Origin of the sequence: Arthrobacter sp. MSA 4-2, from assembly GCF_016405885.1 — a bacterium.
GTDB lineage: Bacteria > Actinomycetota > Actinomycetes > Actinomycetales > Micrococcaceae > Arthrobacter_D.
In genome coordinates this window covers 181209-201094 of sequence record NZ_JAEKGC010000005.1, presented here as the reverse complement: position 1 = coordinate 201094, position 19886 = coordinate 181209, and the positions used below count along the sequence as shown (strand labels likewise).

The 19886-nt window shown below is 64.9% G+C and carries 23 protein-coding genes and 1 tRNA gene; 13 read left to right on the top strand and 11 right to left on the bottom strand.

Annotated elements, in window-relative coordinates:
- Positions 1-185 precede the first annotated feature (185 nt).
- On the bottom strand, positions 186-821 hold the full coding sequence (upp, locus tag I6N91_RS07700) for a uracil phosphoribosyltransferase (protein ID WP_159617130.1): 636 nt from the start codon (positions 819-821) through the stop codon (positions 186-188).
- 23 nt (positions 822-844) lie between these two features.
- Between upp and I6N91_RS07695 the strand changes: the two genes are divergently transcribed.
- The 5 genes from I6N91_RS07695 to I6N91_RS07675 all read left to right on the top strand — a co-directional run bounded on the left by I6N91_RS07695 (position 845) and on the right by I6N91_RS07675 (position 4293).
- Positions 845-1357 (top strand): nucleoside deaminase, encoded by a 513-nt coding sequence (locus tag I6N91_RS07695; RefSeq protein WP_374058927.1) that lies wholly within the window; start codon positions 845-847, stop codon positions 1355-1357.
- Positions 1358-1417: 60 nt separating this feature from the next.
- On the top strand, positions 1418-1903 hold the full coding sequence (locus tag I6N91_RS07690) for a pyridoxamine 5'-phosphate oxidase family protein (RefSeq protein WP_198812001.1): 486 nt from the start codon (positions 1418-1420) through the stop codon (positions 1901-1903).
- Positions 1904-1977: 74 nt separating this feature from the next.
- Positions 1978-2067: transfer RNA gene (locus I6N91_RS07685), tRNA-Ser, on the top strand.
- A gap of 877 nt (positions 2068-2944) precedes the next feature.
- The gene (locus tag I6N91_RS07680) at positions 2945-3337 is read left to right on the top strand and encodes a TIR domain-containing protein (protein ID WP_198812000.1); all 393 of its coding nucleotides are present in this window, start codon (positions 2945-2947) and stop codon (positions 3335-3337) included.
- The gene (locus I6N91_RS07675; protein WP_198811999.1) at positions 3334-4293 is read left to right on the top strand and encodes a caspase family protein; all 960 of its coding nucleotides are present in this window, start codon (positions 3334-3336) and stop codon (positions 4291-4293) included. The genes I6N91_RS07680 and I6N91_RS07675 overlap by 4 nt, the downstream gene beginning before the upstream one ends.
- A gap of 173 nt (positions 4294-4466) precedes the next feature.
- On the opposite strand, the gene I6N91_RS07670 is transcribed toward I6N91_RS07675, so the two are convergent.
- Complete coding sequence (locus I6N91_RS07670) at positions 4467-4733, bottom strand: hypothetical protein (RefSeq protein ID WP_198811998.1); 267 nt, start codon at positions 4731-4733, stop codon at positions 4467-4469.
- Between the two features lie 87 nt (positions 4734-4820).
- On the opposite strand from I6N91_RS07670, the gene I6N91_RS07665 reads away from it, so the two are divergent.
- Positions 4821-5483: a restriction endonuclease gene (locus I6N91_RS07665; RefSeq protein ID WP_198811997.1), complete on the top strand. Its 663-nt coding sequence runs from the start codon at positions 4821-4823 to the stop codon at positions 5481-5483.
- A 375-nt stretch (positions 5484-5858) separates the two neighbouring features.
- Complete coding sequence (locus tag I6N91_RS07660; RefSeq protein ID WP_198811996.1) at positions 5859-6275, top strand: TIR domain-containing protein; 417 nt, start codon at positions 5859-5861, stop codon at positions 6273-6275.
- A 246-nt stretch (positions 6276-6521) separates the two neighbouring features.
- Here I6N91_RS07660 and I6N91_RS07655 read toward each other — a convergent pair whose 3' ends face one another.
- Positions 6522-6866: an SOS response-associated peptidase family protein gene (locus I6N91_RS07655; RefSeq protein ID WP_307843275.1), complete on the bottom strand. Its 345-nt coding sequence runs from the start codon at positions 6864-6866 to the stop codon at positions 6522-6524.
- Between the two features lie 135 nt (positions 6867-7001).
- A complete protein-coding gene (locus I6N91_RS07650) occupies positions 7002-7778 on the bottom strand; it encodes a type 1 glutamine amidotransferase domain-containing protein (RefSeq protein ID WP_198811994.1) in 777 nt (258 codons plus the stop codon).
- 316 nt (positions 7779-8094) lie between these two features.
- Here I6N91_RS07650 and I6N91_RS07645 point away from each other — a divergent pair, with 316 nt between their 5' ends.
- From I6N91_RS07645 to I6N91_RS07635, 3 genes are read left to right on the top strand one after another with little or no spacing between them, the layout of a single operon-like run.
- On the top strand, positions 8095-8271 hold the full coding sequence (locus I6N91_RS07645; protein WP_198811993.1) for a hypothetical protein: 177 nt from the start codon (positions 8095-8097) through the stop codon (positions 8269-8271).
- Entirely contained in the window at positions 8255-9448 is a 1194-nt protein-coding gene (locus I6N91_RS07640; protein ID WP_233091583.1) for a cupin domain-containing protein, read from the top strand. The genes I6N91_RS07645 and I6N91_RS07640 overlap by 17 nt, the downstream gene beginning before the upstream one ends.
- Entirely contained in the window at positions 9393-10352 is a 960-nt protein-coding gene (locus tag I6N91_RS07635; protein ID WP_307843274.1) for a sucrase ferredoxin, read from the top strand. Before I6N91_RS07640 ends, I6N91_RS07635 begins: the two co-directional genes overlap by 56 nt.
- 40 nt (positions 10353-10392) lie before the next feature.
- On the opposite strand, the gene I6N91_RS07630 is transcribed toward I6N91_RS07635, so the two are convergent.
- Positions 10393-10935 (bottom strand): hypothetical protein, encoded by a 543-nt coding sequence (locus I6N91_RS07630; RefSeq protein WP_198811992.1) that lies wholly within the window; start codon positions 10933-10935, stop codon positions 10393-10395.
- 179 nt (positions 10936-11114) lie between these two features.
- On the opposite strand from I6N91_RS07630, the gene I6N91_RS07625 reads away from it, so the two are divergent.
- On the top strand, positions 11115-11357 hold the full coding sequence (locus tag I6N91_RS07625; RefSeq protein ID WP_198811991.1) for a hypothetical protein: 243 nt from the start codon (positions 11115-11117) through the stop codon (positions 11355-11357).
- 381 nt (positions 11358-11738) lie between these two features.
- Here I6N91_RS07625 and I6N91_RS07620 read toward each other — a convergent pair whose 3' ends face one another.
- From I6N91_RS07620 to I6N91_RS07595, 6 genes are all read right to left on the bottom strand, one after another.
- Positions 11739-12617 carry a phosphodiesterase gene (locus I6N91_RS07620; protein ID WP_307843273.1) on the bottom strand — a complete coding sequence of 293 codons (879 nt, stop codon included), beginning with the start codon at positions 12615-12617 and terminating at the stop codon, positions 11739-11741.
- A gap of 28 nt (positions 12618-12645) precedes the next feature.
- Positions 12646-13776: a glycosyltransferase gene (locus I6N91_RS07615; protein WP_198811989.1), complete on the bottom strand. Its 1131-nt coding sequence runs from the start codon at positions 13774-13776 to the stop codon at positions 12646-12648.
- Complete coding sequence (locus I6N91_RS07610; protein WP_198811988.1) at positions 13766-15109, bottom strand: family 1 glycosylhydrolase; 1344 nt, start codon at positions 15107-15109, stop codon at positions 13766-13768. The genes I6N91_RS07615 and I6N91_RS07610 overlap by 11 nt, the downstream gene beginning before the upstream one ends.
- Positions 15110-15225: 116 nt before the next feature.
- Positions 15226-15459, bottom strand: a complete 234-nt coding sequence (locus tag I6N91_RS07605) for a hypothetical protein (protein WP_198811987.1) — start codon at positions 15457-15459, stop codon at positions 15226-15228.
- Positions 15456-17000: a class I SAM-dependent methyltransferase gene (locus I6N91_RS17465; protein WP_198811986.1), complete on the bottom strand. Its 1545-nt coding sequence runs from the start codon at positions 16998-17000 to the stop codon at positions 15456-15458. The genes I6N91_RS07605 and I6N91_RS17465 overlap by 4 nt, the downstream gene beginning before the upstream one ends.
- Complete coding sequence (locus tag I6N91_RS07595) at positions 16997-18451, bottom strand: bifunctional cytidylyltransferase/SDR family oxidoreductase (RefSeq protein WP_198811985.1); 1455 nt, start codon at positions 18449-18451, stop codon at positions 16997-16999. The genes I6N91_RS17465 and I6N91_RS07595 overlap by 4 nt, the downstream gene beginning before the upstream one ends.
- Positions 18452-18603: 152 nt before the next feature.
- Between I6N91_RS07595 and I6N91_RS07590 the strand changes: the two genes are divergently transcribed.
- On the top strand, positions 18604-19065 hold the full coding sequence (locus I6N91_RS07590) for a 23S rRNA (pseudouridine(1915)-N(3))-methyltransferase RlmH (RefSeq protein ID WP_198811984.1): 462 nt from the start codon (positions 18604-18606) through the stop codon (positions 19063-19065).
- A gap of 86 nt (positions 19066-19151) precedes the next feature.
- Positions 19152-19808, top strand: a complete 657-nt coding sequence (locus I6N91_RS07585) for a DUF4232 domain-containing protein (RefSeq protein WP_198811983.1) — start codon at positions 19152-19154, stop codon at positions 19806-19808.
- Positions 19809-19886: the final 78 nt, after the last annotated feature.

The window sequence follows — 19886 nt, the reverse complement described above, 5'->3', positions numbered from 1 at the left end:
TGCATTCGACAACAGCGCGATCCCACAACGGACGAGGGTTCCGCAGCGGCAACTGCGGCTGCAGATGCTGTTGAGTTGGTGTTCACAGGAGAGATTATTGCACGTCACATTGTGTTACGCGCAAGTAACAAAGGCCCTAATTCCGCGGAATGGCGCGGATCTAGGCGTGTCGGGGCGGCGGAAAGTCAGCCGACGACGCCGTAGAGGCGGTCCCCGGCATCGCCCAGACCCGGGACAATATAGGACTTGTCGTTGAGTTTCTCGTCTATCGAGGCAAGTACAATCGTGACATTTTTGTCCTCGAGTTCCTCCTTCAAAGCCGCGAGGCCTTCGGGAGCAGCAAGCAGGCAGATGCACGTGACGTCGGCGGCTCCGCGCTTGAACAGGAACTTGATCGCCTCGCGCAGGGTGCCGCCGGTGGCGAGCATCGGATCGAGCACGAAGACCTGGCGTCCGGTGAGGTCATCGGGCAGCCGCTCGGCGTAGGTGATCGCCTCGAGGGTCTCCTCGTTGCGGGCCATGCCCAGGAAGCCGACCTCCGCGGTGGGCACGAGCCGGGTCATGCCTTCGAGCATGCCGAGCCCGGCGCGGAGGATGGGGACCACCAGCGGGGTCGGCTTGACCAGCCCGATGCCCACAGCGGTCTCGACGGGGGTCTCCACGCGCACGGGTTCGACCCGCACCTCCCGGGTGGCCTCATAGGCGAGGAGGGTGACGAGTTCCTCGGTCAGCAGCCGGAACACCGGCGACGACGTGTTCTTATCGCGGAGAACGGTCAGTTTGTGGGCCACAAGGGGATGGTCGACTACCAGTACGCGCATAGGTCAAAAGTACCATTGGGAGCATGACCCTCCCTTCGGCTGGTGCTGACTCCGATCATGTGCGGTGGATGGGCCTCGCCTTGGCCGCGGCCGGGCGGACGGGGCTGGCCGCCGACGCCGGCAGCGCCGACGTGCCGATCGGCGCCGTCGTCGTCGACCCGGACGGCACGGTGGTCGGCATTGGGTGGAACCAGCGCGAGGAACTGGGCGACCCGACCGCCCACGCGGAGGTCCAGGCCATCCGGCAGGCCGCCGGGGTACTGGGAAGCTGGCGGCTGGAGGGCTGCACGCTGGTGGTGACCCTGGAGCCGTGTGCGATGTGCGCCGGGGCCTCGGTGCTTGCCCGGATCCCCCGCGTGGTCTTCGGCGCCTGGGATCCCAAGGCGGGGGCCTCCGGATCGGTGTTCGACGTGCTGCGCGAGCGGCGGTTGAACCACTGGACCGAGGTCTTCCCCGGCGTACGCGAAGCCGAATGCGCCGCGTTGCTCAAGGACTTTTTTGCCGCCCACCGGACGGGTTCCGCCGGCGAAGGCTAATGCCTAGGCTGGAAGTTCAGCACGGAACTTCCAGAGCGCCCGCAAAGCGAAGGAGCATCGATGGATACCCAGCAGGAAGGCATGCAGGAGCTGCGGAAGATCCTGGACAAGGCCGACATCGCCATCCTCACCACGACCAACGCGCAGGGGCAGCTGGTCAGCCGCCCACTGGCTGTGCATGGCAAGGACTTCGACGGCGACCTGTGGTTCTTCACGGAGGACCCCTCGCCGAAGGCCGACGAGATCCGGGCCAACCCGCAGGTGAACGTGTCGGTCAGCACCGGTAAGGGCTACCTCTCGATCGCCGGCACCGCTTCACTGACCCGCGATCAGGCCAAGATTGACGAGCTGTGGGGCCCTACGGTGTCGGCCTGGTTTGAGAACGGCAGGGACGATCCCGCCGTCGCCCTGATCAAGGTCGACGCTGACACCGCCGAGTACTGGTCGATGGACGCCCCGCGGGTCGTGTCGGCGGTCAAGATGGTGAAGGGGCTCGTCACCGGAAGCAAGCCGGACACGGGAAAGAACGAGGTCATCGACCTCTGACACGCCCGGCTTCGCGGGCCGTGCGGCGTCCTGTTTTGGGTTCGGGCCCCTCAACCCGGTAAAGTAGCGGCGTTGGTGACGTGTCCGAGCGGCCGAAGGTGCAACACTCGAAATGTTGTTTGGTGTAAAAGCCAACGTGGGTTCAAATCCCACCGTCACCGCCACTACCGAAGGCCCCTACTCCCCGATGTCGCAGGGAAGTGGGGGCCTTCGTTTTGTCCGGTATGTTCCATTGGCGAGGAACTGAGAGAACTTTTCGCGCAACACTCTTCCACCAGGTCAGGAGGTGGACCCGGGGGGCGTATTCAAGCTGTCCGCTCCAGGGTCAGCTCCCTCGTATAGATCCAACTTTCGGTAGCCGAGCAGCACAACACGCACTGGACGCCGGATCTAAGACGGAGTGAGCATCGCTTACCGGTCGAGGCCGGAGACGCCCGTGCACGACCCAGGCCGCTGGATACCTGGCGCCACCACCACCGCACCGTAGTCACAACCCGCGGGAAGCGGCCCTGCGAAACGAATGCGGCGGGTGCCGTCGGGACATGCTGTCCTCCGGGCTGGGGATTTCCTGCGCACGCCCCCTGCCACCACCCACGATGACTGAACAGGACTCGATCGACCGATCCAGCCTGGGGAACCTTCAAACCGGACCCCGCAGAGTATCAGCCGGCTAACGGGCGCGATGTCGACGACGTGCAGATATGTCCCCCAAAGTCCGGGGCTTTCCCTCTCACCCTCAGGCGGCTGAACGTTCAATCTGTCGCTCCAATACCAATGTATCTCCGCCATCGACTCCAGCATTCCAGCGGTGTGGCGTTCGAGCGCGGAGTTAGCAACCTTGAGGTAGGCGGCAATGGAGTCACGGTTGCCAGTGAGGAAGTTGATTCGGCGACTCATCCTTTCCTGCTCGATGCGCAGGATCGTCAAACTCCGAATGAATGCTATTCGGACAACACCAACACCATAAGTACAATTATGTCCGTGTTGACACTTAGGCTTCGTCGTAGAAGTCATTTCAGCGATCATAGAAGGATTTAGTTCATGGCCACCAAAGTTGTCTTCATCGCCTTCGCAAAAGAGGACGAATCCACCCGCAACCTGTTCACTGGGCAGCGAGTTAACCCCTCGACCCCGTTCGAGTTCACCGATATGTCAGTCAAAGAGCCCTACTCCTCCGCTTGGAAGGAGAAGGTCCGAACGAGAATTCGCCGCTCCCATGGGGTCATCGCGCTAATCAGTAGCAACACCCCAGCGGCCACAGGTCAGCTCTGGGAGATCTCTTGTGCCATCGAGGAGGGAGTTCCCGTCCTCGGTATCTGGATCGAAGACGGCTACAGGACGAAACCAAGGGAAATGGGCTCCTCACCCTGCAAAGTATGGACCTGGGCTGGAATCGCTGACTTTATCGACGCACTGCAGGGCAGCAACCGATGAAACGAGCCCTGCTAGTCGGCATTGATTCCTACACCTCATTCAACAATCTTGGCGGATGCGCGAACGACGCCGAGGCCCTCGAACCCCTACTTGCCCGCAACGAAGACAACAGCCCTAACTTCGACTGCCGCACCCTCACTGCTCGCGACGCCCGCAAGCCGATTTCCCGAGATGCACTTCTGGAGCAAATCCATGAACTGCTCGGCCCCGGCGGCACCTTCGCATTGTTCTACTTCGCCGGTCATGGGGCGCCCGTCAACGGCGACGTCTCCCTCGTAGCATCCAATGGGACCACAACCACTCCTGGCGTGTTGTTCTCCGAGATTCTCACAGTCATCAACAGCAGCCCTGTCAACGAAGTCGTTGTGATCCTAGACTGCTGTTTCTCCGGTGGAGCGACAACTATCGGTGCTCTAGGGAACCAACTTGCTAACCTTCGCCCGGGTCTCTCGGTGCTGACCGCAAGCCGCAACGACCAGGTTTCAATGGAAACGATCCATGGTCGGGGGCAGTTCTCCACGTACCTCGAGGGCGCACTCGACGCAGGTGCTGCCGACGTCTTAGGTCACGTCAACGTCTCCGGCTTATACGCGTACCTCTCAGAATCCTTTGGCCCTTGGGAACAACGACCAACCTTCAAAGCGAACATTGATCGGCTTCAGGACATCCGTAAGTGCGACCCGCGCGTTCCACTCGAGACCCTGCGGAAACTTACCGAGTGGTTCCCCGCCACGGACTACGACTTCGCCCTGGACCCGTCATTCGAACCGACAGCGGAACCTAACCACCCTGAAAACGAACACGTTTTCTCTGGGCTGCAGAAGTTCCGCTCATGCCGGCTCATCGAGCCGATCGATGAGGAACACCTGTACTTCGCCGCTATGCACTCTAAAGGGTGCCGACTCACAGCACTCGGCAAGCACTATTGGCGCCAGGTCACGGCGGGCCGCATATGACTATCGTAGGAATCACGGGCCACCAGTCCATGCCGAACGAAGCTCGCGCGTACGTTACAGAACGCCTCCGGGAATTTTTGGCGCATCAAGACCCACCCCTAATCGGCCTAAGCAGCCTTGCAGTTGGAGCAGACCAGCTATTCGCCGACGAGCTCCTCTCAACAGGCGGCACATTACATGCCGTCATTCCCTCCGTCGGATACGAAAGAACCTTCTCCGAGCAGGATCGCCCCCACTACTTCGATCTTAAGAGCCGGGCGACTGAGGTCGACGTGCTCAACTACGACCAACCCGCCGAGGACGCCTTCGATGCGGCAGGGCGCCGAGTTGCTGAGATGTGTGACGTCATGGTCGCCGTGTGGGACGGAAAAGGCGCCAAAGGACAGGGAGGCACCGCGGATGCTGTCGATCACGCCCGAAAGAACGGCAAGCCCGTCCATATTATCTGGCCTCCAGGCGTAACCCGCGACTAAAACTATAGACAATTCATCATGCGGCCGCCTGTAGGGCCTCATCCGAGAGGGAAAATGAACAATGAGCGACACGCCGAGGACGCACCAGCATTCGAAATGCTGCGATACCCGGCGGCAGACATTACCGCCGCTGAGTTCGAAGAGTACGTCGTAGAGACCCTTCGAAGTGTCCACAAGGAACTCGACAACGTCGAAGTCACCTTGCACGACGTACTTCAAGGCGTCGACGGCTCATATGACATGGACGGCACCATGACCTTTGAAAGCGGCGGCATGAAATTTCGTGTCCTCGTCGAAGCGAAGCGTCACTCGCATCCAATCAAGCGGGACATCGTGCAGATTCTCCACCAGAAAATTCTGAGCACTGGATCACACAAGGGTGTCATCTTCTCGACCGCGCCGTTCCAGCGAGGAGCGCTAGACTACGCAAAAATTCACAGCATCGCTCTTGTAGTGGTGACCGAGGGACGGTACACCTACGTGACGCGGTCCATCACAAAGCCCCCTCCCCTAACCCGTGAGCTTGCACGCGCAATGGGATTCCCTGAGTTCACTGGGCATATCTACACAGCGAACCCGGAGACCGGAGCGACCAATGTAAGCATCGCGAGCCAGGAGTACCCCAGCTACCTAACCAAGATTCTTGTCTCAGGAACACAGAGCGCATCTGCCGGCCAACTTCGCAGCACCCTTGAAGAACCGCAGACAGACGGTTGAGCGAGCGAAATCCCGTTAACCGAGCGCAAAGATAAAAACTATCAAAGACCAACGACAAGCTTGCAACAACGGCTAGATAGATTACCGTGAGAGCACTCATACATCCAGCACTGCGATGAGTTGCCCTTGCGCGGATTCTGTGCTTTTGCACAATCGCTGGTCCAGGTTTAGGAGAGACACTTAGCGACATCGGCTTGAGTCATATTTTGCTCCGCGTTGCGAAATAATGCATGTCTTGAGTAGAAATCCAGGATGAAATAGTGAGCCGCCATATCCCTGAAGCCATTACGGCCCAGATCAGCCATGTTGCTGACCCCCGACGGAAACTGTCAGGACCAGCGCATAGAATTGGTCCATCTACAAAGGAGAAACGTCATGGCAGATCCCCGCGCTTTCTTGAGTTTTGACTTCGATCACGATCTAGTTCCGAAGATCCTGTTCGCGGGTCAAGCAAAGAATGACTCCCCAACCCCCTTCACCCTCCAAGACTGGTCAAGCAAGTCCGCGCTTCCGGAGGCTGAATGGGAAGCACTGATTGCTCAGAAGATCAGCGCAACGAACATGCTGATCGTTCTGGTTGGCAAGTCCATGGGTACGGCCACAGGCGTCGTAAAAGAGATTGCCATGGCTATCAGGGCTGACGTGCCAGTGTTCGGTGTTTACGTCGACGGAGCCAATGCCTCCTCAACTCTCCCCACTGGTCTGCAGCGCAACCGAACCATGGACTGGTCTTGGCCGCTCATTGGCGCGGCCATTGATCAAGCAATGACCCTAGGTAAAAACGCAAAGTAGCGACGTTCACCGTTCGATCGGCTCGATCAGGCGAGGACGGTCTACGGACTGATCCAACCACTTTTCCAACGATTCCCGGCACGAGGCTGGGTGCGAAATTGTATCGATGAGATGCTAGGCCAGGTCCCGCTCCGCCATCGTCGCGTCGAGCAACTGATCCTGCAGGTCCTTCAGCACGATCAACGGTGTCCGATCGTGGGTCTAGCAAAGTCCGTCAGGTGCGGCCCCTGGTGAGGGTTCTCGTGGTCACCAGCCTCTTATCCTTATCCTTATCCTTCGTAGGGTCGGGCCAGAACTCGTACGAGCCGGGGAAGACCCAGCAACTGGTCCTCGTCCTCCGCCTGGCCTTGAAGGGAGTACGGGGTCTTCGACCCCGTACTCGTTCTTCTGCCACTCGTGATATCCGTTCGCGGATCGGGCGCAGCAATAATCGGCCGCTGTTCGAAATGACAGCTTCTCCGTCACCGTCCCACTGCCGGCGTTAATCATTTTGGCGCCAGCGTTCGAGTCCTTAGACCATACTGGGACCAGCCCCCAGCGGGCGACCTCGAGACGGCGAACCAGCTCACCTTCGCACAATTGCTCGTACACGGACAGAATCCCTGCATGGGCGCTACGTTTCACGACGACTTCGACTCACAAGCGCATGGACGCCACCTAGAGGCCGCCCCGTTCTCGGGGCGGCCGCCGGTTTCCGTGCTCTGCAGGCGTTGGTGCGCTGTAGGCCTAGTGCTCCGCTGCTGCGTCAGCCTTCTTGGCCTCTTTCTCCGCGTCCTTCTCGGCACGCAGAGCCGCCGCCTCGTGCTGCTCCTCGGCCTTCTCCTGATGGATGACCTCTGCTAGGAGCTTCTCCATCTCCTTGGCCACGCCGGCGGCCGAGGCCGGGTTCTGCCCGGTCACCAGCCGCTCGTCGACCACGACCTTCTCCTCGAAAACATCGGCGGAAACGTGGGTGGCGCCCTGTTCCTCAAGCCGGTCGGCCAGGAAGAATGGGATGACCTTGTCCTTCCCTGCGGCGACCTCCTCCTCATTGGTGAAGGCCGCAACCCTCCGCCCCTCGACGAGACGGAACCCGTTCTCCAGTTCCACGTTCACCAGGCCGGCCGGTCCATGGCAGACCGCTCCCACCACGCCGCCGGCGTTGTAGACGCTGGCCACCAGGTTCTGCAGGCCTTCGCTGTCCGGGAAGTCCCACATGGTGCCGTGGCCTCCGACGAGGTAGACGCCGTCGTACTGGTCGGCATTGACGACATCGACGCGGGCCGTGTTGTAGAGCCCGGCACGCGTGGTCTCATCCTCCGTGAAAGCGACCTGGATGGGATCATCCTTGTCTACCTCGTCGCGCGGAGGCTGGCCGCCCTGAATTGAGGCAAAGTCGACGAAATGCCCGGAATCCTTGAAGACCTTCCAGGGGTGTGCAGCTTCGGCCACGTTGTAGCCGGTCTTCTCCCCGGTGTCGCCGATCTCGGAAACGCTGGTCAGTACCATGAGGATTTTCTTCATGAAGTGCTCCTTTCGTCCGACTTCCACCCTACGCCCCGCCCTGTCCGGGTTCCCCCTCCTGCACTTCCATTCCTGGTGAGTGAGAATCTGCGGGCTGTTCCCTCGGCTGATCTGTGCCGATAGGGTGATCTCAGCGTCATGCACCGCCCGGTGGGGTGATCAGGTACGAGGAGTATTCGACTCTCAGGAGGAAATATGACTGAACCACAGCAGGATCCCAACGAGCAGGAAATCGCGGCGGGCGGTGACACGACCGGTGTGCCGAGTGTTCTAGACGGCGGAGGTACCGGAGGCGCAGACGGCGGAGCAGACGGGGGTGCCGACGGAGGCGCAGATGGCGGCGCTGACGGGGGCGCAGACGGAGGCGCAGATAGCGGAGCCGATGGCGGCGCTGACGGGGGTGCCGACGGCGGCGCAGATGGAGGCGCAGACGGCGGTGCCGATGGCGGCGCCGACGCCGGAGCGGGCATCTGAGCTTGAGCGCTCCTCCTAACGAGCCCACGCGTCCCGGCGCTGGGGTTCTGGAGACACGCCTGATCGACATCGACCGCGAGAAATTCGCCCGCGAGGTCTGGGGACGGACGGCGTTGCTCACGCGCGGCGCGGGCGACTTCTCCGACCTGTTCTCAGCCGACGCCGTCGACGAACTAATCTCCCGCCGCGGCCTGCGCACGCCCTTCCTCCGCGTCGCCAAGGAGGGCACGACCTTCCCCGACTCATCCTTCACCGCCCCGGCCGGCGTCGGCGCCACCATCTCCGACCAACTCGACGACACAGCCCTCTGGCGAAAGTTCGCCGACGGCGCCACCCTGGTCCTGCAGGCGTTGCACCGTACCTGGGAACCCATCGAGGAGTTCAACGCGCAACTGAGTACAGAGCTCGGACATCCGGTGCAGGCCAACGCCTACATCACACCGCCCCAGAACCGCGGGTTCGACGATCACTACGACGTCCATGACGTCTTCGTCCTGCAGATCGAGGGGACCAAGCGCTGGATCATCCACCAGCCGGTCCTCCCCGATCCGTTGCGTGATCAGGTGTGGACCGACCGCCGCTCCGAAGTCGCCGACGCCGCGAAAGGCGAGGCCTACATCGACACCCTGCTCGAGCCGGGCGATGTCCTCTACCTGCCGCGCGGGTGGCTGCACGCCGCTCAGGCGCAGGGCGAGGTCTCCATCCACCTCACGCTCGGCATCCACAGCTGGACCCGCTACGCCTTGGCAGAACAGCTCGCCCAGGCCGCGCTTGCGCTGCTCCGCGACGATCCCGAGATGCGCCGGACGCTTCCCCTGGGCGTCGACGGACCGGCCGGGGAGGTCGACGTCGTCCGGAAACGCCTGGCCGCCGCCGTCGCCGAAGCCGATTCCGCTCCCTTGTTCCACCGCACCCGGCGGGGACAGGGGCGCCCGGCCCCGCTGGGACCGCTTGCTCAGCTCGCGGCCGTCGAAGGCCTCCGCCCCGACTCCAGAGTGCAGCTGCGTGGTGCGCTTGACGCACGGCTGGAAGGATCGCGCCTGAGCACCCGGGTGGGCTGGCTCGATTTCCCCGCGACCGACCTGCCGTCCGTGGAGCGACTGCTCGACGGCGGGACTCACACCGCGAACGATCTGGGCGGTGAACTGGTCGGGAGGCTGCTGCGCGCCGGGGTCCTCGTTCCCGCGGATCCGTGACACCGCGGTGACCGCTCCGGAACGCTTTTTCTGCGCCAGCAGTGCCCGGGTGCGCGGCGACTCGATGGCCGGCACAGCGCCGAACGACGTCGTCTGGGTCCTCATTGAATACCGCGGCAGGTGGCCGTTCAACAGCTTCGACGGCCTCGCTCTTGAGCCCGACACGAAAGCCCTCGTGATCGCCGCCGCCCAGGCCGCGCGGGCACGGGTGCTGCTGGTGCGGCGGCACGGCCGCCGGCGGCGCGAAGGACCTCAGCGATGGGCCGTCCTGCGCCATGACGGGTCCGGTGCCCATCGGCAGCTTTGGGGGTCGTGGACGCAGGAAGAAGACCTGGCGGAGATTGCCGCGGCCCTCAGCAGACCGGGCGAACTCGGCCACCCGCCGGTCCTCCTCGTCTGCGCCCACGGCCTGCATGACACCTGCTGCGCGGTCCGCGGACGGCCCGTGGGACGTGCCCTGGAGGAGCGCTGGCCGGAGCTGGTGTGGGAATGCTCGCACGTCGGCGGTGACCGGTTCGCGGCCAACGTCGTCATCGCGCCCGACGGCGTCTACTACGGCGGCCTCGATGCCGCATCGTCAGTGGCCACGGTCGAAGGGCACCTCGCCGACTCCATCCACGCGGAGCATCTGCGCGGCTACACCGACCTCCTCCAACCACAACAGGCCGCTGTCGCTGCCGCGCTCGAACGCTTCGGTCCGGCGGGACGGCTGGACTATGCGGTCGCCGGGACCACCCGCCACGGTGACCGCTGGCGGATCCGCCTCACCGCTCCCCCGCCCCACCCCGCACAGATCGACGTCGAACTGCGGACTTACCGCGCCCCGCCGGAACAGTTGACCTGCCGCGCACCGGCGCCGGGCTCGGTCATCGTGTACGAAACCGTTTCGATCACTGCAGAGTGAAGCTTCGGCCCTTCTTCCACCGGGCGGAAGCTTCAGGCTCCTACTCGATGGCGCCCTGGTAGATCGCGTCCTCGCCGGTTCCGGTTGGATCCGCGATCTCCATCTGGATGATGTCTGCATCGGCAGCGGCGATGCCGTAGGCAAACTGGGCCGTTTGGGTGTCGCCGGGTGGAATCGTCGAAAGGAGCTCCCCGCCGATGCCGGTGTCCGAATCAACCACCGGCTGAACCGCTGTCCCGGCGTCGCCGGCGCGGACCGTGGGCAGGTTCATCAGGCCGCCGTCCACTTCTTCCTGTCCGTTGTTGACCACCGTGATCTCAAAGACCGCATACCGGCCTTCAACCGCACCAGGTGCACTGCCGGAAGCGGACTGGAAGCCTCGGGATTCGACGGTCACCTCCACGTCCCCCTCGAAGGTCACGGTGTCGCCGAACGCCGCACTCTGACTGGCGGGGGCTTCCCCAATTGCGTCCTGGGTCGCAGAAGGCACGCCCCCGGGTGATTCTGTGGGCTCCGCACCATTGCAGGCCGACAGGCCGATTCCGAGCAATAGAGCAGCGGTAAGGGCGATTGAGTTTTTCATGATTCCTCCGACACTGGAGCCGCTGACGGGGCCGTGGCAGCGTACCTACACTCTAATTTCCGGATCGTCCCGTTTCACCTACATTTCCCGGCTCACCGGGAGGAACACCGCGCCCTGGCTCGCCTGTCAAGGAAACCACCGTGCTGAAGCCCTCGGAACCACGGGCGTAGGCTTCCGCCATGAGAGATGACCGCGCAAACGACGCCGAGGTGTGGGCGAAGCTTTCCCCAGGCACCCAGGACCTCCTCAAGTCCGATCCGAACGCTCCGCTGAATGCCGACACCCTCGAGGAGCTCACCCACATCGGCAGGGCGGACTGGTGGACCAGCGTGTCCCGGGACTCCGGACACCTCAAGCTGCCTGAGCACTTCCAGGACTACGTCACGTCACTGGACCGGCGCGGCGGAGATATCAACAGCTGAACCTCGGCTCCAGCCTCTGGCCCGGTCCGCTGCGGGGCTCTATGCTCGCCTGATAAGTCAGGCGGAACCTGCTCTTTCGGTGCGGGCTCCAACGGGGATGGGGGCTTGAAGGAATGCCAGAGACGGATGAGCCAGCTGAATCCGATGAACCCAGCGGGAAATACGGTCCTTCGCCCCTCTTCCTATGGATCTCCCTCGTGTACTTCGTCTGGTTGACCGCCCAAGCTTTTCCCTACGAAGACAGCACTCCGAGGGCAGTCCTGGCAGTAACCGGTCCGCTGACCATTCTCTTCATCGCAGGCTCGCTGATTCGGCATTACCGGGCACAGCACAAGGGAAGGCCCGACCAAGGCAGTCCCGGGAACTAGTTCTCGGCCGTCCTCACCGTTTGCGGATCGTGCCGCCCACACCCGCAATCCCCAGGAGCCGCTGCGCCTCCTCGGGGGAAACGTACTGCCCCACCGTCGGAAAAGAGCCGATCGGCACCACCGAGTTGATGATCGTCACCGGGTAGACATGCACCAGGTTGAGGGCCTGGGCACCGTCCCGCCCCCGTGATCCGCCCAGCTCCACGGTGAGGTCCTGCGTGTAGCAGGTGGCCGAGGCCACCGAGACGGGGATCCCGGCGAAGGTCCCGGCGGAGGAGAAGTGGAGGTGCCCGCCGAGGATCAGCCGAACGTCGGAATCCTGCAGCGCCGCCTCAAGCAGGTCCTGGCGCCGCAGTTCCGTCAGGACGGCGAGGTCCTGGATCATCGGCACCGGCGGGTGGTGCATGGCCAGGATGGTGCCCTCGGGGGCGGGATGCGCGAGCTGCTCAGCCAGCCACTCGAACTGCTCGGCGCAGATCTCCCCGTGGTGGTATCCCGGAACCGAGGTGTCGAGCGTGATCACCCGCAGTCCGCCCAGCCGGTAGCTTCCGTAGAGCGGCGCCTCCTCCGGGGGCTCCCCGAGCAGGCCGGTGCGCATCCCGGCCCGGTCGTCGTGGTTTCCCATCAACCAGATCGGCTGGGCACCGAGGCGTTCGGCGATCGGCTCGACGATGCCGCGCAGCCTTGCATACGCCTCCGGATGCCCCTTGTCCGCCAGGTCGCCGGTGAAGATCAGGGCCTCCGGCTCGACGCCGGAGGCCTCCATCTGCTCCAAGAGCGCGGCCAGCCGCGCCCCACTGTCAACCCCGCCGTACAGCAGCCCGTCCGCCACGAGATGGGTGTCGCTAAGGTGCAGGATGACGTGGTCTGCCGGTGGATGTTCTCGCGACACCGCGGGTCTCAATTGATACTCCTCCTGGTTAGGCGGTTGCTTCCTCGGTCTCGGCGGGATGCATCCGGCCCGAGAATACAAGCTTCTCCATCGAGCCGGCGATCCGGTCCCAGTGGTGGTGTTTCAGCAGCCGCTTCAGCTCGGCCGACGGCGCACGGCCGGCCCGGCCCACAAGCCGCCCGCATGCGCCGGCGAACCCTTCACCGTCGTCCTGAAGGTCCACGACGCCGGTGAAGTCGGCGACGACGTCGGGAACCCGGGTCGACACCACCGGCAGGCCGCACGCGAGGTACTCAAGGGTCTTGGTGGGGCTGATCGAGCGGGTCGCCTCGTTGAGGGCGAAGGGCATCAGGGCGACGTCGAGGTCGGCCATCAGCCCGGGAAGGTCCTCATAGGACTGCTGCCCGAGGTAGGAGATATTCGGTGCCTGGGGCAGGTCCGCCGGGTCGATCTTGCACACCGGCCCGATCATGTGGATGTCCCACTGGGGCAGCCGGGCGGCGAGGTCGGCCAGGAGCCCGAGGTCGAGCCTCTCGTCGAGGACACCGACGTATCCCGCCACCGGGCGCTCCCGGTCGCGCTTCGCGTGCCGGCCGGCGGCGGCGTAATGCTCGACCGCAACGCCGCTGGGCACGAGGTGCGCGTCCTCACGGCCCTGCCTCACCACAGAACGGTGAAGTGAGCGGCCACCGGCGAAGACGACGTCGGCGCGGCGCAGCGCCTGGCGCTGGCGCACGATGAGCTCCGGTGCCGCGTCCTTGAACGCCGCCAGGTCATCCATCACGTCGTAGACGAGTGTCGTGGGCTGGAGCGCCAGCGCGGCCTCGAGTGCCAGCGGCGTGTAGATCCAGACGACCCGCTCTCCGGTAGGGGCGCCCATCAGCTGCGGGAGCTGCTCGACGTAGTCGGGCATCACCTCGTCGAAGAAGCCGACGTGTCTTCCCTGCTCGGGAATTTCCAGCCAGACGCGGGTCAGCCCATCCATCTCGGAGGTGCCGAGGCGGTTACGGGTCACCTCGACTCCGGCGGGGGTGAGGGGCTCCTCAACAAACCAGGTGGTGCGGGCGGGCGCCTTGCCGAGCCGCGACATGAGCTGCTGCGGACGCTGCCAGACCCAATCCCACCGCAGGTGCGACAGGACGATGAGTTCACTTTGCATCGACGATCCTCAATTCCATTCGAGTAGTGGTACGGGGAAGGCTGGAACCGATATCGGTGGTCGGGGGCATCGAGAAGTTCCAGTGGGACATCTGCGGGAAGTACCCGCGAAGCCAGGTATTCACGGGCTCCGCGAAGCGGTACGCCGGCAGATCGACGGCCCGTGCGCCGCCTGCGGCGAGGGCATAGGAGGTGGCCATGACCGAGCCGCGGCGGTCCAGCTGTTCGTCAAGCCAGTACACCCCGACGGGGTCGATATGCCCGTCGCAGCGGAACAGCAGCGAGTCCCAGTCGGTCGAGTCGATGACGGGGAACCAGCAGAGGCCCTCGACGGCGACGCCGCGCTCCTGCGCGTGTTCGCATTGTTCGAGGACGTACTTGAGCCAGCTGGCCCGGTCGCCGGTATGCCCGCGAACGTTCGTTTCGGTGATGGCGCAGGGAAGGCCGTAGCGCTCCCAGTACTGCGCGATCTGGTCGGCCAGCGGAAGTGGCGTTGGGGTGGGCGCGGTTCCGCCGTCCACCGAGAAGTTCCACTGGCAGTGGGCGTAGTAGTCGAGGCCGAGCACGTCCACGAAACCGGGCTCGAGGCCCTGCAGCCGCTCCCCTCCCACCGGAGCGAGGTCGCGGCCGAGCTGGCTTTCGGCGTCGTAGCCCCGTCCGAGGAAGCTGTCGATCACCAGGAACCGACGCTCGTTGGCCATGTCCGCGTACGCCTGCCCGGGGGCGTCGGATCCGGTGTGGAACTCGCAGGTGTCGACCCAGACATGCCGGGCGCCCGGCAGCAGCTCCCGGTAGAGGCGGCTCGCCTCGGCGACGGCGGGCAGGACGTTGGCGAGGAGGTCGATGAAGCCCTGGAGTCCCGAGTGGTAGGGCGGCCAGATGGCTTCGTGCCCGGAGAGGAAGAGGGTTGAGAAGGGCTCGTTGAAAAGCGTGTACTCCTCCACCCACGGATAGCGGCGGGCGAAGGCCTCGGCGTAGCGCAGGTAGGCGGGACCGAACCCGGAATCGGCGAAGCCGCCCTCGAGCCAGGTGGGATAGCTGGTGTGGTGTACGAGATCGACAATCGGCCGGAAGCCGTTGTCGCGCAGGTGGTTCAGCACTTCGTCCGTCGCCGACCAGTCGAACACGCCCTGGACCGCCTCGACGCGGTGCCACCGGACCGGGTAGCGCAGCCGGGTGATCCCCGAGCGACGCAGCAGGTCGAGGTCCTCCCGCCAGCGGACGTCGTGTTCGGTGGTTTCGAAGATGTCGCGGTCATGGGCGGGCAGGAACGTGCTCTCGAACCCGCCGATGATTTCGATCGGCGGTCCGGGCGGTGAAGTGCTCGATGCCATGCGGCCCTCCTGACGGTTGCGGAGGGAAAAACCTCCGGATGAAGCTGGGTCACCAAATAGTAAGAGGGCTTACTATTTGGGGGCGAGGAAAAATTCTGCTTGCCTTTTGGTTCCGGTCACACCGGGCGCCGGCCAAGCTCCTCGTAGACGGTGTCGAGAAGTTCGGCGGCGCGCAGATTGAGCCGCCGCGACTCGTCGAGATCCGCATCGAGGCGGATCACCTCGGCACGCAGGTCCTCGACCTCCCGCTGGAGGTCAGGGATGGCGTCGATTCTCCCCAGGATCCCGGGGATCGCAGCCCGAAGTAGTTTCCGCCCCGGCCCCCTCAACCTCGCAAGCACAGCATTCACGATTCCATCCTCCTGACAATCACCCTGCGGACCTCGGCCCCTGCCGATTCCGACAACGGAACGTCCGCTCGTTCGTCGATCTCCATCCCGTACCGGGCCAACTGCTCTTCGAACCTGCGCCACTCAACGGGCCGGTACTCCAACCAGCTCAGGGATCCCACCTCGCCGCCGACCCCGACCTCGAAGTGCGCCCGCGCCCCCGGTTCCGCCAGCAGGTGCTTCACGAGTTGGAGGGTCGTGTCCCAGCCCAGCGGGCTGAGCGCGTTGAAGAGCTGGTTCCCGTACACCTGCACCGGCCCCGGCAGCTCCTTGCACTGCCTGCGCAGGCGCATCGCATGCCGGGCCATGTAAAGGTTCGTGTGCTCGAACCGGAGCCGGCCGCCTTCATCCCCCGCCGCGCGGGCGAACACCAGGGCGGGCCTGCTGTAGTCCACCCCGAGCACCGAATGACCCTGCGCGGCGAAGTATCGAGCGTCGGCGCCGAGGCCGCAGCCGAGGTCGAGCACCGAGGATCCGGGGGCGAGCCGGCCGGCGGTGGCGAGTGCGAAGGCCGACGGCGGCGGCGAGGGATCGGCAGAGATTTCGGCCCGGTGATGGTCCTCCCAGTTCTCGCGGTCGACATCAAAGTGGTTCAGCCACCAGTAGAACCGCCGCCCGGCCGAGGGCGGGGTGACAAACCGGAAGGCCGGGTCGGGGGTCCTCCAGCCGGGACCGTAAATGGCGGTGAGCATCGAATCCGGCTCCGCGGGACCCGGCAGCATCCTGCCGCTGACGTCCACCGGCTTCAGCGGCAGGACCGTCACCTCGTCGGCGCGTTCCCGCGCATGAAAGGTGCCGTGGAACCAGCCGGAACAGACGAAGTAGGTGAAGATGTCGAGGTAGAAGCGGTCGGTGACGGTTCCGCCCGGGTACATCAGCTGCAGGTGCCCGCTGGAGTGGCGCACCACCTCGTGGCCCTCCGCGACGAGCATCCGCTCGAGCTCGTAGCTCTCAAGGGCGACGTCGGAGGGGTTCTCGTGCCGGCTGAGGTAGGCAAGGTCGGCGTCGTCGTCACTGGGCAGGATCCGCCCGTCACGCACCGGGCCCAGCAGGGTTCCCCCGGTGACGAAGAGCTCGATCCCGGCCCGGTCCCGGACCAGCTCGATGAGCCGTTCGGCTTCGTCAAGGACTCCCTCGACGAGCGAGGCCTCGCGTCCCTCGAAGGAGCGGGCGATCCGGCCCCACTTATTGACCACCAGCGGGATGCCGGTGGCCGGCTCGCACAGCAGCAGCTCGGTGTCGCTCTCGTCGAACTGGACGGGCTGCTCGCCGCCGATCAGGGTGCCGTCGCGTTCCACCGCCAACCGCGCCCTGCCCCGGAGCCGCTCGGCGAGCGCCGGGGGCCACTCGATCGTCACGCCGTCCCAGCCTGAGCCTTCCTCGGGCACCCGGAACGTCCAGATACGCCGCCCCGCGAGCAGGACCGAGACCGCCGAGCCCGGGGCGAGGTCCGTTCCGGTGACGGTCAGGCTCTTGGTGTCGGCGGCAAAGAAGGCGCTCACTTCGCGGTTTCCAGCGGGACGTGCAGCGGATCGGTTGCGGGCAGCCGGACATCGAAGACCTGCCCGGTGAGGTCCGAGGCCAGCACCTGCGCGCTGACACGGGCAACCTCCCCGGCCTGGACCAGCGAGTGCTCATCCTCGACGCCGAATGCCCGAACGCGCATGGGCGTGGCCGTCCGGCTCGGGCTGATGCAGTTCACCCGGATGCGGTCCTCGCTCCACTCGTCGGCGAGCGCCTGCGTGAGGTTCACGACGGCGGCCTTCGTCGCCGAGTACACGGTGTACTTGGCCCGGCCGCGCGTGTACGAACTCGAGGAATAGAGCAGCAGCGAACCCTGCGAATCGGAAAGGTACGAATGGGACTCCTGGGCGACGACGAAGGCCGCCATCAGGTTGACGTCGACGTCGTGCCGGATCTGCTCGTCGCTGAGTTCGGCCAGGGCCCCGATGGTCAGCACGCCTGCGGTCAGGACGACGTGGTCGATCCGCCCGTACGTCGCCGACGCGCCAGCGAGCGCCCGGGCCACCGAGGCGCGGTCCTCAACGAAGGTGCCCGAGCCGGTGCGGCTGTGGCAGACGACGTTGGCGCCCTCGGCGTCGAGCTGGCGGGCCAGTTCCTCACCGATGCCCGAGCTCCCGCCGAAGATGACCACGGTGGCACCGCGCAGGCTGGCGACCGGAAACGGCACCGGTTCGGTCTTCTGGTTCTTCAGCTGGAACAGCTTGTCCGCGAGATGGATGTCGATGGGGTGGGTGATTTTGATGTTCGCCTCATGCCCCGGGACGACGATGATCGGCACGTTCGGGCGGTACTTCAGCACGACGGAGCAGTCATCGGTGGCCATGAAGGCGGGATCCTGTCGGGCCCGGGAGTAGGCGTCCAGAATGGTGTCGAACCGGAAGGCCTGGGGAGTCTGCCCGCGGCGCAGGGAGGCCCGCGGAGGAACGGCCCGAATGATGTCGGACCCGTCGACCTCGATGATGGTGTCGGCCGACGGGATGCCGGTGTCGACTGCCTCATAGGTGTCGAGCGCGTCGATGCAGGCGCGGATGATCGAGGAATCGACGAGCGGGCGCACCGCATCGTGGAAGATCACCTTCGCGCCGGGCTCCGCGATGGCCTGCAGCGCCCGGTAGGAGGTGTCGTTGCGGTCTGAACCCCCCTCGAGGATCGAGGAGAGCCGGGGAAAACGGGAAGCGGGAAGGAGTTCCCGGGCGCGGGCGATGCTGCCGGGGTCCATCATCACCAGGATCTCGTCGATGCCCGGGCAGGTCGAGAAGATGTCGACGGTGTGCTCAAGGCTGGTCCTGCCTGCGATGGGGACGAGCTGTTTGGGGATGTCGAGCCCCATCCGGGTGCCGACTCCGCCGGCGAGGATGACGGCGATGGTCCGCCCGCCGCGCGCTGGACCTTCACCCGGTAGCTGGTTGCTGCCCTTGGAATTCGTCATCTCTCCACCTGCCTTTCGGTTCCATCGGAATTTGGTAAGCGTACTGATACTTCTCTAGGGCGGGCACTGTTTTTGTTCACCTCCGCGACGGTTGCGCTTTGGCCCCCGTTAACCCTTCGGGGTTCCTGCTTTCGGGGCGGTAGCCTGAGGAAATGGCAATCCGAGTACTGGCCGTGGGCCGGAAACATGAGAGTTGGGTTTCCGACGGAATTGCCCGCTACGAGAAGCGCCTCAAGAAGCCGTTCGACCTGTCCTGGCAGTTCCTTCCGCATTCGGCCCGCGAGGGTGACGCCGCCCGCGCCGAGGAATCCGAGCGGCTCCTGACCAAGACCACCGAGGCGCGCGAGTACGTGATCCTGCTCGACGAGCGGGGCAGGTCCATCGACTCGCCCGCCTTCTCCCGCACCCTCGGCGGCGCCCTTGACGCCTCCCGTCCGGTGACCTTTCTCATCGGCGGCGCGTACGGCGTCGATGACACGGTTCACCGGCGCGCCGATTTCGTCCTGTCGCTCTCGAAGCTCGTGTTTCCGCACCAGCTGGTCCGGCTCATTCTCGCCGAGCAGGTCTACCGCGCGCAGGAGATCGCCGGGCGGCGCTCCTACCACCACGAATAGTCCCCTTCCATAACAATCGGGGAACTCAATCCGCGGCACGGGCTCCGCCTCGTGCGTCACACGGGCACCACGTCTACTGTTGCTTCATGACTTCGGGTACCCCGCATTGGATCTTCGCCGCAGCAGCCATCGGCACCGCCACCCTGCTTGGCGCCTGCGCGCCGGCGTCCTCCCAATCAGCCGGAGCGGAGGCCCCGGCATCCTCGGAGGCAACGTCGGCGTCCCCCTCCGAGACAGCGACGGAGGTGCCGTCGACGCCGCCCGCGCCGTCGCCCTCGCCCTTGTCGACTCCTGAGGCTGATCCCGAACCGACCGCCGGCGACGGCGGGGTGTGCACGGCGGCAGATTTGTCCGGTGCGGTGACCACCGAGCCCGGCGCCGGAGCCGCCGGCAGCGTCTACCGGACCTTGACGCTCACCAACACCTCCGAGGACGCCTGCGACATGTCCGGCTACCCGGGGGTTTCCTACGTTGACGCGGCGGGCACGCAGCTCGGTGCGCCCGCGGACCGGGGCGAGCCGGGCAAGGCCTTCACGCTCGAAGCCGGCGCCTCCGCGGCGGCGGTGCTGCGGCAGGTCAACGCGGGCAACTACGGCGCCGACTGCGGCGCGGTGCCCGCCGCCGGCGTGCGCGTCTACCCTCCCGGTGCGACCGACTCCCTCGTTCTGCCGCAGGAGACCACCGCCTGCTCCGCCTCATCGATCGTCCTGATGACCGTGGGCGCTCTGCAGCCCGCGGGCTGACCCGGCGGCCGCCCCTTCAACCCACCCCGGCCGCCCCTTCATCCCACCCCGGAAGAGCCCGGAGTGAGGAATGTCAGC

What these genes read in the sequence shown, in the direction of transcription:
- I6N91_RS07695 (WP_374058927.1), top strand. Translation starts at nt 845, where the DNA reads ATGACCCTCCCTTCGGCTGGTGCTGACTCCGATCATGTGCGGTGGATG.
- upp (WP_159617130.1), bottom strand. Translation starts at nt 821, where the DNA reads ATGCGCGTACTGGTAGTCGACCATCCCCTTGTGGCCCACAAACTGACC.
- I6N91_RS07615 (WP_198811989.1), bottom strand. Translation starts at nt 13,776, where the DNA reads ATGCAAAGTGAACTCATCGTCCTGTCGCACCTGCGGTGGGATTGGGTC.
- I6N91_RS07610 (WP_198811988.1), bottom strand. Translation starts at nt 15,109, where the DNA reads ATGGCATCGAGCACTTCACCGCCCGGACCGCCGATCGAAATCATCGGC.
- I6N91_RS07675 (WP_198811999.1), top strand. Translation starts at nt 3,334, where the DNA reads ATGAAACGAGCCCTGCTAGTCGGCATTGATTCCTACACCTCATTCAAC.
- I6N91_RS07660 (WP_198811996.1), top strand. Translation starts at nt 5,859, where the DNA reads ATGGCAGATCCCCGCGCTTTCTTGAGTTTTGACTTCGATCACGATCTA.
- I6N91_RS07590 (WP_198811984.1), top strand. Translation starts at nt 18,604, where the DNA reads ATGGCAATCCGAGTACTGGCCGTGGGCCGGAAACATGAGAGTTGGGTT.
- I6N91_RS07650 (WP_198811994.1), bottom strand. Translation starts at nt 7,778, where the DNA reads ATGAAGAAAATCCTCATGGTACTGACCAGCGTTTCCGAGATCGGCGAC.
- I6N91_RS07625 (WP_198811991.1), top strand. Translation starts at nt 11,115, where the DNA reads ATGAGAGATGACCGCGCAAACGACGCCGAGGTGTGGGCGAAGCTTTCC.
- I6N91_RS07680 (WP_198812000.1), top strand. Translation starts at nt 2,945, where the DNA reads ATGGCCACCAAAGTTGTCTTCATCGCCTTCGCAAAAGAGGACGAATCC.
- I6N91_RS07595 (WP_198811985.1), bottom strand. Translation starts at nt 18,451, where the DNA reads ATGACGAATTCCAAGGGCAGCAACCAGCTACCGGGTGAAGGTCCAGCG.
- I6N91_RS07690 (WP_198812001.1), top strand. Translation starts at nt 1,418, where the DNA reads ATGGATACCCAGCAGGAAGGCATGCAGGAGCTGCGGAAGATCCTGGAC.
- I6N91_RS07670 (WP_198811998.1), bottom strand. Translation starts at nt 4,733, where the DNA reads ATGGACGGGCTTGCCGTTCTTTCGGGCGTGATCGACAGCATCCGCGGT.
- I6N91_RS07665 (WP_198811997.1), top strand. Translation starts at nt 4,821, where the DNA reads ATGAACAATGAGCGACACGCCGAGGACGCACCAGCATTCGAAATGCTG.
- I6N91_RS07630 (WP_198811992.1), bottom strand. Translation starts at nt 10,935, where the DNA reads ATGAAAAACTCAATCGCCCTTACCGCTGCTCTATTGCTCGGAATCGGC.
- I6N91_RS07585 (WP_198811983.1), top strand. Translation starts at nt 19,152, where the DNA reads ATGACTTCGGGTACCCCGCATTGGATCTTCGCCGCAGCAGCCATCGGC.